The organism is Brevibacillus soli, from assembly GCF_044759095.2.
GTDB lineage: Bacteria > Bacillota > Bacilli > Brevibacillales > Brevibacillaceae > JBIYSM02.
In genome coordinates, this window is sequence record NZ_JBIYSM020000018.1 from 20801 (window position 1) to 37013 (window position 16213).

Annotated in this window: 8 protein-coding genes; 7 read left to right on the top strand and 1 reads right to left on the bottom strand. The window is 57.4% G+C overall.

Annotated elements, in window-relative coordinates:
- Window positions 1-126 precede the first annotated feature (126 nt).
- The 6 genes from ACE99V_RS09385 (at window position 127) to bcaP (ending at window position 14586) form a co-directional block, all read left to right on the top strand.
- Window positions 127-1374, top strand: a complete 1248-nt coding sequence (locus ACE99V_RS09385) for an exonuclease SbcCD subunit D (protein ID WP_400490818.1) — start codon at window positions 127-129, stop codon at window positions 1372-1374.
- Entirely contained in the window at window positions 1371-5021 is a 3651-nt protein-coding gene (locus ACE99V_RS09390) for an SbcC/MukB-like Walker B domain-containing protein (protein ID WP_400490819.1), read from the top strand. Before ACE99V_RS09385 ends, ACE99V_RS09390 begins: the two co-directional genes overlap by 4 nt.
- A gap of 15 nt (window positions 5022-5036) precedes the next feature.
- Window positions 5037-8495 carry a helicase-exonuclease AddAB subunit AddB gene (gene addB / locus ACE99V_RS09395; RefSeq protein WP_400490820.1) on the top strand — a complete coding sequence of 1153 codons (3459 nt, stop codon included), beginning with the start codon at window positions 5037-5039 and terminating at the stop codon, window positions 8493-8495.
- Window positions 8492-12286, top strand: coding sequence for a helicase-exonuclease AddAB subunit AddA (gene addA / locus ACE99V_RS09400; RefSeq protein ID WP_400490821.1), 3795 nt, complete (start codon window positions 8492-8494; stop codon window positions 12284-12286). The genes addB and addA overlap by 4 nt, the downstream gene beginning before the upstream one ends.
- Before the next feature lie 242 nt (window positions 12287-12528).
- Window positions 12529-12948 (top strand): VOC family protein, encoded by a 420-nt coding sequence (locus tag ACE99V_RS09405; RefSeq protein WP_400490823.1) that lies wholly within the window; start codon window positions 12529-12531, stop codon window positions 12946-12948.
- Window positions 12949-13176: 228 nt separating this feature from the next.
- The gene (gene bcaP, locus ACE99V_RS09410; RefSeq protein WP_400490824.1) at window positions 13177-14586 is read left to right on the top strand and encodes a branched-chain amino acid transporter BcaP; all 1410 of its coding nucleotides are present in this window, start codon (window positions 13177-13179) and stop codon (window positions 14584-14586) included.
- A gap of 53 nt (window positions 14587-14639) precedes the next feature.
- Here bcaP and ACE99V_RS09415 read toward each other — a convergent pair whose 3' ends face one another.
- Complete coding sequence (locus ACE99V_RS09415) at window positions 14640-15062, bottom strand: DUF4362 domain-containing protein (protein WP_400490825.1); 423 nt, start codon at window positions 15060-15062, stop codon at window positions 14640-14642.
- Window positions 15063-15403: 341 nt separating this feature from the next.
- Between ACE99V_RS09415 and pyrH the strand changes: the two genes are divergently transcribed.
- The gene (pyrH, locus tag ACE99V_RS09420) at window positions 15404-16153 is read left to right on the top strand and encodes a UMP kinase (RefSeq protein ID WP_400490826.1); all 750 of its coding nucleotides are present in this window, start codon (window positions 15404-15406) and stop codon (window positions 16151-16153) included.
- The last annotated feature ends 60 nt before the right edge of the window (window positions 16154-16213 follow it).

A 16213-nucleotide genomic window follows, 5' to 3' on the forward strand; every position in this document is an offset into this window, starting at 1 on the left:
CCGAGTGGGGTGAGAATAGCGAATGCCGGGTGGGTTTTCTTACATCCGGCACATTTTTCATCGGCTGCCGGCACTGTCTTCTGCTACAATAATAAGGCAAACAAATGATCGATGGATGGTGGAAGGATGCGTATTTTACATACAGCCGACTGGCATTTCGGCAGGCAGCTGGAGGGGCGGGACCGCCGGAGCGAGCAGGCGGCGTTTGTGGACGAGTTGTGCCGGATTGCCGACGAACGGAAGATTGACCTGGTCCTGATCGCAGGGGACGTGTACGACTCGGTCAACCCGCCTGCCTGGGCGGAGGAACTGTTCTACGAGGCGTTGGAGCGGTTGGCGGCAGGAGGAAAGCGTGGGGTCGTCGTGATTGCCGGGAATCACGACCAGCCGGAGCGCGTTCGGGCGGCGGCGCCGCTGGCATACAAGCACGGTATTGTGCTGCTGGGATTGCCGAAGGAAGCGCCGCAAATCAGCAGCTCGGATGTTGACGGGGAGCAGGTGCGTATCGTGGCGGCCGGACCGTCATGGTTTGAGATCGCCATCCCTGGCGTGGAGCATCACGCCGTCGTGTTGGCATTGCCGTACCCTTCGGAATCGCGCTTAAAGGAGCTGATCAGCGAGAGCTTTACCCAGGAGCAGATGCAGCAGGCGTTTTCCGAGCGGATTGCAATGCTCTTTGCCGAGCTTTCCGAAAAGTTTCGCGACGATACCGTGAATCTGGTAACCAGCCACCTGTTTGTCATGGGGGGAAAGGAGACCGATTCAGAGCGTCCCATTCAGATCGGCGGAGCATTGACCGTATCCCCGTCTGCTTTCCCGGAAAAAGCGCACTACGTAGCGCTCGGACACCTGCACCGCCTGCAGAAATTGGGTGAGAAGCCGCTCATTCGCTACAGCGGCTCTCCCTTGTCGTACAGCTTCTCGGAAGCGGGACAGAGCAAGGCGGTGGTCGTCCTGGAGATTGTGCCGGGACATCCTGTACAGGAAGAGATCGTTTACCTGCAGAGCGGGAAACCGCTGGCCCGTTGGAAGGCCACGGAAGGCATCGCCCAGGTGGAGCGGTGGCTGGATGAGGGCAGGGATGCCGGAGCATGGATCGAGCTGGAGCTGCATGTGTCAGACGTGATTGACCCGGCCGAATTTCAACGCTTGCGCAAGCTGAGTGACGATTTTGTCAAAATCCAGCGTGTCCTGGTGCGCGAGGAGCGGGAGGAAGAGGCGGCTGGCGAGCGCAAGGATTTGTCGGAACTGCAGCCGGAACAGCTGTTCCGGCGCTTTTACGAACGGAAGCGCGGCACACAGCCTGACGAACGCGTCGTGGCGCTGTTCGAGCGGCTGCTGGTGGATGAGGAAGGGAGAGGTGACCTGGAATGAGGCCGATACGCTTGAAACTGGCCGGTTTGCACAGCTACCGGGAGATGCAGGAGGTTGACTTCGAGACGCTCTGTGAAGCGGGACTGTTCGGCATTTTTGGTCCTACCGGCAGCGGAAAGTCCACCATCCTGGACGCCATTACGCTGGCGCTGTACGGGCAGGTGGTGCGCCTGGGCGGAGGAACGCATCCGAAAGACGTGCTCAACCAGCTGGAACAGCGTGTTTTCGTTTCGTTCACTTTTGAAATCGGCCGGGCGGAGGAGCGCCGCCGATACACGATCGAGCGGGAGTTTGGCATCGACAAAAAAGGCAACCGCCGCCAGCCTGAGGTTCGTCTCATTCAATGCGGCAGAGCGCCCGGAGAAGCGGATGTCGTGCTGGAATCAAAGGCAAGCGGAGCCACGGCGGCGATCGAGTCGCTGATTGGCCTGACCCTGCAGGACTTTACCCGGGCGGTGGTTCTGCCGCAGGGGCAGTTCTCCCGATTCCTGACTCTGAAGGGCAGCGAGCGGAACGAAATGCTGCAGAGGATGTTCGGATTACATATCTATGGCGAAAAACTGAACGAGCGGGTACGCGCAGCCCTTGAACAGGTAAAAGCGGAGATGCACCGCCTCCAGCTGGAATTGGCGGCGTTGGGAGACGTAGGGCCACAAGCGCTGCTCGAAGCAAGAAGCGCGCTGGAGTCCGCCATCGGGCAGGAGCAGGCGTACAGTCAGCAAAAGCAGGCGCTGCAGCAGCAGATGGAGGAAATGAAGCAGGTCTACCTGTGGCAGAAAGAACATGCAGCCGTTCAAGAGCGGATCAGCCTGCTTGCTGCCCGCCAAGAGGAGATGGCTGAACTCTCCGAACGGATCCGGGAGCTGGAAGCCAGTCTTGTTCTCTGGCCCCTGAAGCAAAAATGGCAGCAAATCGACGCGGAGTGGAGCGCCACTGCGGAAGTACTGAAGCAGCAGCGGGAGAAGCAGGAATCGGCGGCAGCAGCGCATGAGGCAGCAGAGCAGTCTTACCAAGAGCGTCAGGCGCAGCTGCGAATGGACGAGCCGCTGCTGATTGAACAAAAGAGCGGGCTGGTTCAGGCGATCGAGTGGGAGAAGGAACTGGAGGCGCTCAAAGCGGAATTGTCCGCAGTCCAACAGGAGCTCCTCTCTGTCGCCGGCGAGCAGGAGCAGGTCACCAAACGGCTGAAGCAGGACGAGGAGCAGTTGGAGGTGTTGGAGCGGGAGTCCACCCTGCTGTCGGAGCAAATGCAGGCTGCGACGGTAACGCCGGAAATGCGCAGGCAGATCGCGGAAGCGAGGGAGGCGAAGCGAAACTGGGAGCGTGAACAGGCGAAACAGCTGGAGCTGGAACAGGAACTCTCGCAGGTACTAAAGGAGCGGCAGGCCCTTTTAGCGGAAGCGGAGCGGCTCAAAATCGTTTGGCAGGAAAGTGCGCAGGCGCATGAGCAAGCAAAACAAAAGCTGGCGGAGTATGAAACGAAGCCGCTTTTGTCGGAAGCGGATGTGGAGAAAAGGCGGGAAACGCTGGCGCAGGTGAAACAGCTCGGAAAGGAATGGCGGGAGCAGCTTGCTCTGGAGACAATCCGGCAGGAAAAGTGGATGCAGTGGGAGCGGGAGTGGCAGCAGGCCGAGGCCAGAACAGCCAGCCTGGAGACCGCGTGGAAAGCGGAGGAAGCCAAGCGGGATGAACAACGGCTGGCTTTGGAAGCGGTGCGGCACGCGTGGAACGACTGGCAGCAGGCCAATATGGCCCGCGTCCTGCGCGGCACGCTGGTGGACGGTGAAGAGTGTCCGGTATGCGGCTCCACCCATCATCCCCGTCAGACTGCTGCTTCCGACAGTGACAGCGAGCATGAAAAAGCAGGGGAACAGCTGCGCAAGGAGGCAAAGGCGGCCGAAGAAGCGCTGCAGGCTGCCGAACGACAGGTGCAGGCTGCTTTAGAGCTGCTGCAGGCCGCAAAACTGGAGCAGGCAGCCCTTGTCCAGCGGAAAAACGTCCTCGAAGAAGAACGGGAGGCGATTCACCGCCGAGTGGAAGAGATTCGCCAGGAGTGCGGGAATCTCGGCTCAGACTGGGAGGCCGCCGAGATCGGGCAGCTGCTGGAGGCGTATCAGCGGGCGGACGGGCACCTGCGGATGCAGCTGGAAGAGCGTGAACGGGCGAAAGCCGCTCTGGAGCAGCTGCAGCAGCAGTGCAGTCAGCTGCGGGAGCGGGAGATCGAGCAGAAAAGCCTGTACGAGCGCCAGGCCATCCTGCTGGAGCAGCGGGAGGAGAAGCTGACCGAGCTGAACGTTCGACTGAAAACCGCGCAGGAACAGACGAAACTTGCAGAGGAAGCGCTGCACAAATTGCGGGGCGAACTGCGGGTCGACGAGATCGAGGCCCGCTACGAAGCGATCGGGGAATTGGACCGAAAGCTGGAGCAGCTGCAGCATGCGAGAGCGGAGCGGGAAGCGCGGAAAAAGCAGTTTCTTGCCGGCTGGGAAGCGGCCAAAGCGAAGCGCACGGAGCTGTTGCTGAGGCAGGAGACTTTGCGCGAGCGGAAGGAAGAAAAGAAGCGTCTCTTTGAGCAGAGGTACCGCTTGTGGCTGGAGCGTACGGGCGGTGAACCTGCGAATCAGCGGATGATCGCAGTGGAGGAGGCGCTGGCCAAGCTGCGCGCGGCGGTACAGGAAGCGGAGGAAGAGCGCAAGCAGACTTTGGCGGTGCGGCAGCAGGTGCAGGAAGACCTGGTGAAAAACTCCGAGGCATACGCCGGATTGACGCGCCAGCGGGCAGATGCGGAGGCGGCGCTGCAGGAAGCGATGATGCAGAGCGGCATCGGATCGGCTGAACGAATCGATCAGCTGTACGGCGAGAGGGATCGTCTCCCCGCCTACAGGAAACAGGTGACGGAGTACGAAGAGGCTCTGAAGCAAGCCCGTTACGACGAGCAGCGACTGTCCCAGGCGTTGGCTGGAAGATTTGTCAGCGAAGAGCAGTGGAGCGCAGCCATGCAGACGTGGGATGAGCTGGAGCAGACCTTCCAGGTCGTCAAAGACCAGGTGGCCGTCGCCAGACAGACACTTACCCGAATTGAAAGCAATCATGAAAAATGGCAGCAGCTTCAGGAAAGACTGGCGGAACAATCGGATGAACAGAGCCGCCTCGAAGAGTTGAAGAAACTGTTTGAAGGAAAGGCCTTTGTCCAGTTTATCGCGGAGGAAAAGCTGGCCTCCATTGCCCGTGACGCCTCCTATCACCTGAGGCGGATGACCAAGAACCGGTACGCTTTGGAGATCGGGGACGAAGGAGAATTTGTGCTGCGCGACGAGGGAGCAGGCGGAATGCGGCGCCCGGTCGGCACCTTGTCCGGAGGAGAGACGTTTTTGACCTCGCTTTCGCTGGCACTCGCCTTGTCGGTGGAGATTCAGATGCGCGGCGGACGGTTGGAGTTCTTTTTCCTGGACGAAGGCTTCGGGACACTCGACCCCGACTTGCTTGAGGTGGTGCTGGATGCGCTGGAACGCCTGCGCATGAGCGACTTCACCATCGGTGTCATCAGCCACGTGCCGGAGATGCGCGTGCGAATGCCGCGTCGACTGGTCGTGACGCCCGCTGAGCCTTTGGGAGCGGGCAGCCGAATCCAACTGGAAATGGAATAGAAAGGGGGAAGACCGATGGCGGTCCAATTTGTCCTTGGACGAGCGGGGACAGGGAAGACGAGCTACATGCTGGAACAGATGCGGAAACGTCTGTCGGCAGACCCGGCAGGGACGCCGTTTATCTTTCTGGTTCCCGAACAGGCCACGTTTCAGGCGGAATACGCATTGGCCACTCTGCCCGGATTGGGGGGTGTGATCGGAACACAAGTGCTCAGCTTTGGCCGTCTGGCCTACCGACTGCTGCAGGAGCTGGGCGGTCTGACGCTTCTGCCGGTGGATGAACGGGGCAAGCACATGGTGCTGCGCATGCTGCTGGAACGGCACAAGGGCGAGCTGCAGGCGTTTCACCGCAGCGCTGTGCAGCCCGGTTTTGCCGCACAGCTGGGGCGGATGATCAGCGAATGCAAATCGTACGGGATCACCTTTACCCACCTGGAAAACCTGGATTGGGGCAGCGCCGCACTCAACCAAAAGATTCACGACCTTCACCTGATCATGAACGCCTACGAGGGGTATCTCACGGATACGTACTACGACGTGGACGACATGTTGACCAGAGTGGCGGTCATGATCGGACAGTCGGCCTACATCCGCCAGGCGGAAATCTATATGGACGGCTTTAGCGGCTTTACCAATCAGGAGTACCGCATCATCGAACAGCTGATGGTTCACGCCAAACGGTTGACGATCGGGCTCTGCCTCGACCCGCAGGAGCGGAACTCTTCGCCGGATGAGCTCAACCTTTTCTACCCGACGCAGAAAACCTATCAGGCACTGTTGACGATGGCACGGGAAACAGGGGTGGAAGTGGATAAACCGATTCTCCTGGATGAACCTCGCCGGTTTGCCGACAGTCCATGGCTTGGGCAGATTGAATCGCATTATTTTCAATGGGGCGACCCAGGCGATCCGCCGGCCCCTGCTCGCACTGACGAGGTGGTCCTCTTTACGGCAGCAAACCGGCGAGCCGAAGTAGAGGCGGTCGCGCTGCAGATCCTGACCCTGGCCCGGGAAGAAGGCTACCGCTGGAGAGACATGGCGATTCTGCTTCGTGAGATCGGAACGTATGCGGATGAGATCGCCAATGTGTTCACCGATTACGGAATTCCCTTCTTTCTGGATCAGAAGCGGACGGTATTGCACCATCCTCTCATCGAATTGGTCCGCTCCGCTCTGGATGCGGTTGCGACGAACTGGCGGTACGAAGCAGTATTTCGCTGTCTGAAAACGGACCTGATCGTACCGGAGGAAGTTGATACGTACACGTCCCGTCACGAAGTAGACCTCCTGGAAAACTACGTGCTGGCTTACGGCGTTTACGGTTCCCACTGGGCGGACGAAGCGGCATGGGAATTTCACGGGCAAGCGGAGGGAGACTTTTCCCGCATCGACGATATCAGGCGGCGTTATGCCCGTCCGTTGCTGGCCTTTGGGGAGTCGATCAGGAAAGCGTCGGAACAAAACGTGAGGGAAATGACTGCTGCGCTCTATCAATTTGTCGCCGAGGTAAACGCGGCGCAGAAGCTGGAAGTATGGCAGCAGGTGGCGGAAGAACTGGGCGATTTGGAGGCGGCTCGTGAACACAGCCAGGTGTGGAACGGATTGATGGAGCTGTTTGACCAGATCGTGGAAGTGATGGGCGATGAGACGATGGACATTCCTACTTTCGCCCGCATTCTTGAAAGCGGCCTGGAAAGCATCCAGCTGGGACTTGTTCCGCCGGCGCTTGACCAGGTGCTGGTCGGGTCCATGGAGCGTTCGCGACAACCGGATGTGAAAGCCTTGTTTATCCTGGGGGTAAACGACGGGGTGATTCCGCTTCGCCCCAAGGAAGACGGCATATTGGACGAGGCGGAACGGGAACGCCTGGCTGAGCTGGGGCTTGAGCTGGCTCCGACCGCCAAGCAGCGTCTCATGGCCGAACAGTATCTGCTGTATCAGGCGATGACCCGCCCATCCGAGCGGTTGTACCTGAGTTGCGCGCTCGCAGACGAGGAAGGGAAGGCGCTGCTGCCGTCCGCTGCTTTCACGCGCATAAAAGAGGTGATTCCGGATGTGCAACATCGCTTCTTCCACAACGAACCGACCGGTGAGCCGCAGGCAGATGCCTTTTTGCTCGGCAGACCCCATCAGGTGTTTCGCCATCTCCTGACACTGCTTCGCCAGGTGAAAAAGGGAGGTACTTTGCCGGTCTTCTGGTGGGAGGTGTACGACTGGTTTCTGCACAACTCAGCCGATGGGCGGCGGGAGCGCTGGCTGCTCTCCGGGCTTGCCTATTCCAACCGGCCGCGTCCGCTATCCGGACAAACCAGTATGGAGCTATACGGAAAGCAGCTGCGCATGAGTGTCTCCCGTTTGGAGAGGTTCCAGTCTTGTCCGTTCTCCCACTTTTCCTCGCATGGGCTGAAGCTGTCGGAACGGAAGCTGTACAAGCTGGAACGGTTTGACGTGGGGGAGCTGTTTCACGCCTCGCTGAAGCGCGCTGTGGAAAAGATGAACCAGGAGAACCTGGAATGGGGGCGCCTGACCGAATCGAACAGCATGGAGCTGGCCCACGAAGTCGTTGACGAACTGGTTCCCGCCACGCGCAGCAGTATTTTGACCCGGACTGCACGCTATCGCTATTTGACAGGAAAATTAAAGCGGGCGGTAGGCAGGGCGATTTACGTGCTGGGCGAGCACGCCAAGCGCAGCCGGTTTGCCCCTGTGGGTTTGGAGGTTTCGTTTGGACCGGGCGGAGAGCTGCCGGGACTGTCGCTCGTGCTGCCCAACGACGTACGCCTGCAGTTGATCGGGAGGATCGACCGGGTGGATCAATCGCTCGACGGCGAGGTTCCCTATCTGCGCGTGATTGACTACAAGTCCAGTCCGAAACAGCTGGCGTTGTCCGACGTCTGGAACGGACTGAATCTGCAGCTGCTCGTCTATCTGGACGTGGTCGTCACCAATGCGGAAGCGTGGTTGGGCAGAAAAGCGGAGGTTGGCGGGGTCTTCTACTACCAGGTGGCCGATCCGTTCGTCACGGCCAAGCGCCTGCTTACGCCTGACGAAGCAGCGAGAGAGCGTGCGAAAAAGCTGCGGATGAAAGGGCTGATGCTCGCTGACCCGGAACTGGCCCGCATGATGGACAGCCAGGTGGAGCAGGGCTCATCCGAGCTGCTGCCGTTCGGGCTGAAAAAGGACGGCGGCTTTACGGCACACTCATCGGTCGCCACCTCTGACCAGTTCCAGTGGCTTCAGACATACGTACGCGAGACGGTGAAAGACATCACCCTGCGCATGACGAGTGGTGACATTCAAATCGCACCTTATACGCAGGGGACGTCTCTCGCCTGCGACCGCTGCGTTTACAAGCCGGTCTGTCAGTACGACGCCGCCATGGAAGGAAACGAACCGAGAATCATCAACAAGTGGAAAAACCCGGAGATCTGGAGCATGCTGCAGGAACGGCAAGAGAGGGGAGATGGGTCATGACGCAGGCAAAGCCTGATCAATGGACAGACGAACAATGGCAGGCGATTACCCAGCGGGGACAAAATGTGCTGGTGGCAGCTGCTGCCGGTTCGGGAAAAACGTCGGTCCTGGTGGAGCGGATCATCCGGCGAATTACCGATACGGCTGAACCGGTCGGCGTCGACCAGTTGCTCGTCGTCACCTTTACCAATGCGGCTGCAGCGGAAATGCGACACCGCATCGGGGATGCCCTTCGCAAAGCGTTGAAGGCGGAGCCGCATTCCGCCCATCTTCGCCGGCAGCTGGCCCTCTTGCAACGGGCGACGATCACCACTCTTCATTCGTTTTGTTTGGGACTGCTTCGCCAGTATTACTATCTGGTTGACCTGGACCCGGACTTTCGCATCGCCGACCAGACGGAGACGGAACTGTTGAGGCAGGATGTGCTGGAAGGGAAACTGGAGGAGTGGTATGCCCAGGATCCTGATTTTCACGCCTTGGCCGACATCCTGCTGGACGGGCAGGACGATCAGGCGATCGCCGGGCTGTTGATGCGCCTGTATGACTTTTCCCGCAGTCATCCCGAGCCGAATCGTTGGCTGGAAGAAGCAGCGGCGATGTTTGCCGTGGAGGAAGGCACGCGGCTGGATTCACTGGCCTGGACAAGCAGCGTTCTGCGTTCCCTTCAGCTTGAATTGCAGGCGCTGGAGTCCCGCGCCAAACGGGCAGTCAGCCTTGCTGCCTCGCCGGAGGGTCCCCAAGCGTATCTGCCGCTTTTGGAAGCGGAAGCGGCTGCCGTCTCTCGCGCACGAGCCGCCTGTGAAACAGGGTGGGAGGCGGTGGAAGAAGCCGTGAAAAACGTTGCGTTTCAAAGGCTCCCGCCGGTAAAAGATGTGGATGATCTGCTGAAAAAGCAGGTACAGGATCTGCGCAACGAAGTGAAAAAGCGATTGAGCGACATCTGCGAAGAGTACTTTTCCACGGCTGCTGATCAGTATCTGGCTGACTTGCGGCGGCTTGCTCCCTACATGGCTACGCTGGCACGGCTGGTAGCGGAGTACGATGACGCCTTCCGGCAGGAAAAACGCTTTCGTTCGCTGGTCGATTTCAGCGACCTGGAACACCTCGCCCTGCTGCTGTTGACGGAGCGGGACGAGCACGGGGCGATTGTTCCATCTGCCATTGCACGCCAGCTGCGGGAACAGTTTGCCGAGGTGCTGGTGGACGAGTATCAGGATATCAACCTGGTCCAGGAGACGATATTGCGGATGGTGTCCCGCGACGCGCTTACGAACGGGGCTTCCAACCGCTTTATGGTGGGAGATGTCAAACAGAGCATTTACCGTTTTCGCCTGGCGGAACCAAAGCTTTTTATGGAGAAATATCTGACGTACGGCAAAACGGCGGAAGATTCGACAGAAGGCATGCGCATCGATTTGGCGGCCAACTTCCGCAGCCGGCGGGAAGTAGTGGACGCGGTAAACTACCTGTTCCGGCAGATCATGTCTCCGGGCGTGGGAGAAATCGACTACGACCGCGCTGCTGAGCTGATCGGCCGGGCCAGCTATCCGGAGGCAGAGGCGGAGAGGCTGCAGGCGGAAGTTCATTTGATCGACAGAAGTTCTGCTGAGGCAGGCGTTGAGGAGGAACCATCGGAGAGCGAGGAAAACGGGGTGCCCGCAAGCGGAGCGGAGCTGGCCGAGGAAGCAAGCGTCGCGCAGCTGGAAGCGCGGCTGATCGCCAGTCGTATCCGCAGGTGGATGCAGCCCGGCGAGGGAGAAGCGCCGCTGCTTGTTTTCGATAAAAAGGAGGGAGGCATGCGACCGCTTTCCTACCGGGATATCGTCATTCTGGTCCGGGCTACGGCCGGCTGGGGGCAGACGATGATGGAGGAGCTGCGTGCGGCTGGCATCCCCGTCTACGCGGAGCAGAACGATGGCTATTTCGCGGCCACGGAAGTAGAGGTCATGCTGTCCCTGCTGCGCCTCATCGACAATCCGCTGCAGGATATTCCGCTCGCGGCCGTGCTCCGCTCACCCATCGTCGGCATTCGGGAAGAGCAGCTGGCGCAAATTCGCATTCACTATCCGGCGGGACCGTTTTACCAGGCGGTGCGTCAATATCAGGCCGAGCAGCCCTGCGAGGAAGCGTGGCAGCAGAAGCTGCAGATTTTCTACCGTCGTTTGGAGGCGTGGCGGACGCAGGCCAGACAGGGTTCCCTGGCCGAGCTGATCGCTTCGGTGTATCGGGAGACAGGGTATCTGGACTACGTCGCCGCTTTTGAAAACGGTCAACAGCGGCAGGCGAATCTCCGTGCTTTATACGACCGTGCGCGGCAATATGAAGCAGCGTCGTACCGCGGCCTGTTCCGCTTCCTGCGACTGGTGGACCGGCTGCAGCAGGCGGGCAGCGACCTGGGTGAAGCGCGCACCATTGGAGAGAACGAAGATGTCGTCCGCATCATGACGATCCACAAAAGCAAAGGCCTTGAATTCCCCGTCGTTTTTGTTGCCGGATTGGGGAAACAGTTCAACACGCTGGATATGAAAAGCTCGTTCCTGCTGCACAAGGATCTCGGCTTCGGTCCGCTGGCGGTCGATCCACAGCTGCGCCTCCGCTACCCCAGCCTGGCTGCGCTCGGGATCAAGCATCAGCTGCGCAGGGAAATGCTGGCGGAAGAGATGCGCGTCCTTTACGTGGCGCTGACACGGGCCCGGGAGAAGCTGATTCTCGTGGGAACGGCCCGGGATTTGAGCAAAAGCGTGGAGCAATGGGGGAATCAAACGGATGCGGATGATCGGTTGAGCGACGAAGATCTGGCCCAGGCAAAAGGCTATCTGGACTGGATCGGACGCTCGCTTTTGCGCCATCCGCTAGCAGCGCCGCTGCGGGAGTACCCGTTGAAGCGCATGGCGCAGGCCAAACCGGTTCGCGTGCGCACCGTTTTGGACGACTCCCGCTGGTCCTTTCACTTTTACCAGGCGGATGAGCTGCAAAAGGAAGCGGAGCGGCAGAGGGAGGAACGAGACGTCTGGGAGCGGTTGGTCAGACGTGAAGCCGTCGCGGACCGCCCGACAGACCCGCAATACCGTAACCTGGTGGAACGTCGGTTAAACTGGCGCGACCCACAGCCGTATACCTCTCTGGTGGCGGCCAAATGGAGCGTCAGCGACCTGAAACAGCGGGCTGCACTGAAGGGCGGAAGCAGGATGAAGCTCCCTGTCATCACACAAAAGCCGCGCTTTCTGGCCGAACGGAAGTCGCACCGCTTCACCCGTGCGGAAGTGGGAACCATGATGCATACGGTCATGCAGCACGTGGACCTGACCCGGTCGCTTGACGAGGCTGACGTGCAGGAGCAAATCGCCTCTCTGGCAGCCCGCCAGTTTATGACACAGGAGCAGGCGCAGGCTGTCGATGCGGCACAAATCGCCCGGTTTTTCGCTTCACCGCTGGGACAGAGAATGAAGCGAGCCAAAGCGGTTCACCGGGAGCTGCCGTTTACCATGGCCATCCCGGCCTATGAGGTGGAACAGAAAATCGGTGAACAGAGCGAAGAGCGCATCATCGTGCAGGGGGTTATCGACTGTCTGCTGGAAGAGGCGGACGGCAAGCTGATACTGATCGACTTTAAGACGGACTGGATTGCCGCGGAGCCGTCACCGAGCGTCATCGCCGAACTGAGGGAAAGATACGCCGGGCAGATCCGCCTTTACGTTCGGGCGATTGAACAAATTTGGCCGTCGCGTCAGGTGGCGGAGAGCTATCTCTACCTGTTTGCCGGTGGGTTTGCCATTCCCATAGAGATCTAAGTAAAAAATGGTAAGAAGCAAGATGTAACCATAAAGGTTGTATCCTGCTTCTTTTTTTGGTCATCTTAAACCGTTGGATTTGTCAATGTATCTGTTTTGCCTCGGTCCACGGACTGAATGTGGTCCTACGTCTTTTGAGCAATAGCTTCCATTTGCGGAATTGCCATAAAATAATTCTCAAGCGGAGTACGCCATTCAGACGGCACTCCACATTTTCACAAAATATTGTAGGGGGCATACATATGCAAAATGATTGGACGGAATCTCTGCCCGTAGTGCAATTTAGGATTGCGCGTCCCACCCACCAGTTAGAAAAAATAATCGAATTCTATCGTGACGGAATGGGATTAACTCAAGTCGGAGGATTCACCGGTCACGATGGATATGACGGTGTTATGTTTGGTTTGCCGGGGGTAGAATATCATTTGGAGTTTACCCAACAGGAAGATGGCGTTCCATGTTTGCCTCCATCGAAAGACAATTTACTTGTGTTTTATCTCCCTGACAAACAAGCTAGAGACAAAATTGTCGAGAGATTAAACAGGATGGGTTATTACCCTGTTGAGCCTGAAAACCCGTATTGGAAAAGGAATGGCATTACGATCGAAGATCCTGACGGTTGGAGAGTTGTGTTGCAAAATACTTCAGGTTTACAGGTCTAACTCAACTCTTCCCCAAGCTATCGTTTCTTGTTACTTCACCAAAGGCTGCGCCCTTTAATTTATTGATAAATAAATTTAAATGAAAAATATTTTATCAATTCTTTTATATTTTACTATATTGTTCTGATAAATATGACAATGTATAATGGCTATCATGTTTGATATTTTGGCCTGTCTTCTATCAAACTAAACACGAACAGATCTATTTGACACCGGGGGTTCGCTTGCATGAGTTTGTTGAGAAAAAAACCAATTTCAGAGCTGCTGGAACAAGCCTCCGGGAAACAGGGAGCGCTTCGAAAGGCGTTGGGCGCATTTGATTTAACCATGTTGGGGATCGGGGCCATCATCGGAACGGGCGTTTTCGTTCTGACCGGAGTGGCTGCCGCCGAGCACGCAGGTCCGGCATTGGTGCTGTCTTTTATTCTTTCCGGACTGGCATGCGTATTTGCGGCGTTGTGCTATGCGGAGTTCGCCTCTACCGTACCTGTTTCCGGAAGTGCATACACCTACAGCTATGCTGCGTTCGGGGAGCTTGTCGCGTGGATTTTGGGATGGGATTTGATCCTGGAGTACGGGGTGGCATCGGCTGCGGTTGCAAGCGGTTGGTCCGGCTATGCCCAGGGACTGTTGGCCGGCTTTGACATTTCTTTGCCAACTGCACTGACCAGCGCCTGGAATCCGGAAAAAGGCACCTTTATTGACTTGCCTGCCGTGTTGATCATTTTTGTCATCACCATGCTGCTGACGCAGGGAACGCGGGAATCGGCTCGCTTTAACAACCTCATGGTGTTGATCAAAGTAACCGTGATTCTGCTCTTTCTTGTCGTCGGTATCGGCTATGTCAAACCGGAAAACTGGACGCCGTTCATGCCGTTTGGATTCTCCGGTGTAGCTGCGGGCGCCGCAACGGTGTTCTTCGCCTTTATCGGCTTTGATGCGGTCTCCACGGCTGCGGAAGAAGTGCGCAATCCGCAGCGGAGCATGCCGATCGGTATCATTGCCTCTCTCTTGATTTGTACGTCTCTGTATATTGCAGTCTCTCTGGTTCTTACGGGGATTGTGCCATACACAGAATTGAATGTAAAAAATCCGGTCGCGTTCGCTCTCTCTTATGTTCAACAGGACTGGGTAGCCGGTTTCATCTCACTCGGGGCAATCACAGGGATCACGACTGTACTGCTCGTCATGATGTACGGACAGACTCGACTCTTCTACGCCATGAGTCGAGACGGTCTGCTGCCGGGGATCTTTTCCCGCGTCAGCGAGAAAAAGCAGGTGCCCAGACAAAGCACCTGGATCGTAGGTGCCCTGGCCGCGATTTTCAGCGGTCTTGTTCCACTGGGCAAGCTGGCTGAACTGACCAATATCGGGACGCTGTTCGCCTTTATTCTCGTATCCATCGGGGTAGTCATTCTGCGCCGTACCAATCCTGAGCTTCGCCGCGCTTTCCGCGTTCCGCTGGTACCGCTGATTCCCATCCTGGCCGTCATCTTCTGCGGCTATCTGGTAATAAGCCTGCCGGCCAGCACGAAAATCGGCTTCCTCATTTGGCTGCTGATCGGTTCCGTCATTTACTTCATGTACGGACGAAATCACAGCAAGCTAAACCAGGGGCGCTTCCGTTCCGAGCCATAACGATCGACAATCGTGATACAGGCACGCCCATTTGTGGGAGCGTGCCTGTTTGTTCATTTTGGATGAACCGTTTCGCCTTCCAGCGGTACAATTCCGGGCGGCTGGTCGCAGCTTGTCAGTTGATCTTCCTCGTAGCTGTATCCCTTGCAGTTGATCACGGTGACGGAAGGATGGCCGAATTTGTCATCCCTTGTGTCAATCGTGATCTGATACTCGTGCCGATTGGCGTCATATTCCAGCGTGCAGTGTATGGGATCGCCTTCAGTCGTGTATACGTCGTAGTTCCAGCGGACAGAAGAACCGTTGTGGACTTCGCTGAAAAAGCGCTGCTTGTTTTCGCCGTTTACCACTTTTGTGTGAATGTATTCCGTTTTGCCAGCGTCGACATACGAACCTGTTGCGATGTTTCCGTACTGAACCGCGTAGAGCAACGCAAAGCCAATCAGCAACAGAAGAAATCCTTTCCATTTCATCATGTTGCCCCCCGTTTCTGTATATCTGTATTCGCTTTTCTGACGATGGAGTTCCAAAAATGTTACGGGAAAAAATTTTCCAACAAGCTAGGAAACGGGGGAGCGAAAAGGATTTGACTTTCCTGACGGTATTGAATAAAATAACGTAGATTTGACGATTACAACCGACCAAAGAGGTGAGCGGCGTGAAGCGTTGGAATGTACAGTCGATCAACAAAACCACATGCGTGATTCCCGCCGTTTTTTGAAAAGAACGAAAGCCGTTGCTGCTTTCGTTCTTTTTTTGCATGAACCTGGTGTGGCTGCGCAGGGGAACGTAACGTGATAAAAGGGAGGATGCGGGGATGAGGTATAAGCGGGTTCTCGTCAAACTGAGCGGCGGCGCTGTTGCGGGGGAAAGTGAATTCGGGTTCAGTCACAAGCAGTTGGAGCATATCGCCAATGAAATTCTCTCCGTGCTGGAGATGGGTATCGAAGTGGCAATCGTCATCGGCGGCGGGAACATTTTTCGCGGGAATATGGCCACCGCCTGGGGCATTGACCGGGTGGAGGCGGACAATATCGGCACCCTTGCCACGGTGATCAACAGTTTGATGCTGCGGGGGGTCCTCAAATCAAAAACATCCAAAGAAGTGCGCGTGATGACAGCCGTGCCGATCAACGCCGTGGCAGAACCGTATATTCGCCTTCGCGCCATTCATCATCTGGAAAAAGGATACGTCGTGATCTTTGCCGGCGGAAACGGTCAGCCTTACGTGACGACCGATTATCCGGCCGTACAGAGAGCGCTTGAGGTGGAGGCAGACGCTATTTTGGCAGCAAAGCACGGCGTGGACGGGGTGTTTACAGGGGATCCGCAAAGAGATCCGTCGGCCAGACGATACGAAACCGTTTCCTACGACGACGTAATCCAGCACGACCTGCGCATCATGGATCAGTCGGCGATCATCCTGGCGCGGGATTTTCGTCTCCCGCTTCACGTATTCAACTTCGACCAGCCCGGCTCCATGAGACGAATTTGCCAAGGAGAAAACGTGGGGACGCACATCGACCATCAGGTGGCGACACGACTGGTGGAGCGAGTGGAGACCTGACACATGAACAACCGCCCCAAACCTAAAAAGGCTGGGGCGGTCGATGGGTCCCGCCCGGCG

What these genes read in the sequence shown, in the direction of transcription:
- ACE99V_RS09385 (WP_400490818.1), top strand. Translation starts at nt 127, where the DNA reads ATGCGTATTTTACATACAGCCGACTGGCATTTCGGCAGGCAGCTGGAG.
- ACE99V_RS09390 (WP_400490819.1), top strand. Translation starts at nt 1,371, where the DNA reads ATGAGGCCGATACGCTTGAAACTGGCCGGTTTGCACAGCTACCGGGAG.
- addB (WP_400490820.1), top strand. Translation starts at nt 5,037, where the DNA reads ATGGCGGTCCAATTTGTCCTTGGACGAGCGGGGACAGGGAAGACGAGC.
- addA (WP_400490821.1), top strand. Translation starts at nt 8,492, where the DNA reads ATGACGCAGGCAAAGCCTGATCAATGGACAGACGAACAATGGCAGGCG.
- ACE99V_RS09405 (WP_400490823.1), top strand. Translation starts at nt 12,529, where the DNA reads ATGCAAAATGATTGGACGGAATCTCTGCCCGTAGTGCAATTTAGGATT.
- bcaP (WP_400490824.1), top strand. Translation starts at nt 13,177, where the DNA reads ATGAGTTTGTTGAGAAAAAAACCAATTTCAGAGCTGCTGGAACAAGCC.
- ACE99V_RS09415 (WP_400490825.1), bottom strand. Translation starts at nt 15,062, where the DNA reads ATGATGAAATGGAAAGGATTTCTTCTGTTGCTGATTGGCTTTGCGTTG.
- pyrH (WP_400490826.1), top strand. Translation starts at nt 15,404, where the DNA reads ATGAGGTATAAGCGGGTTCTCGTCAAACTGAGCGGCGGCGCTGTTGCG.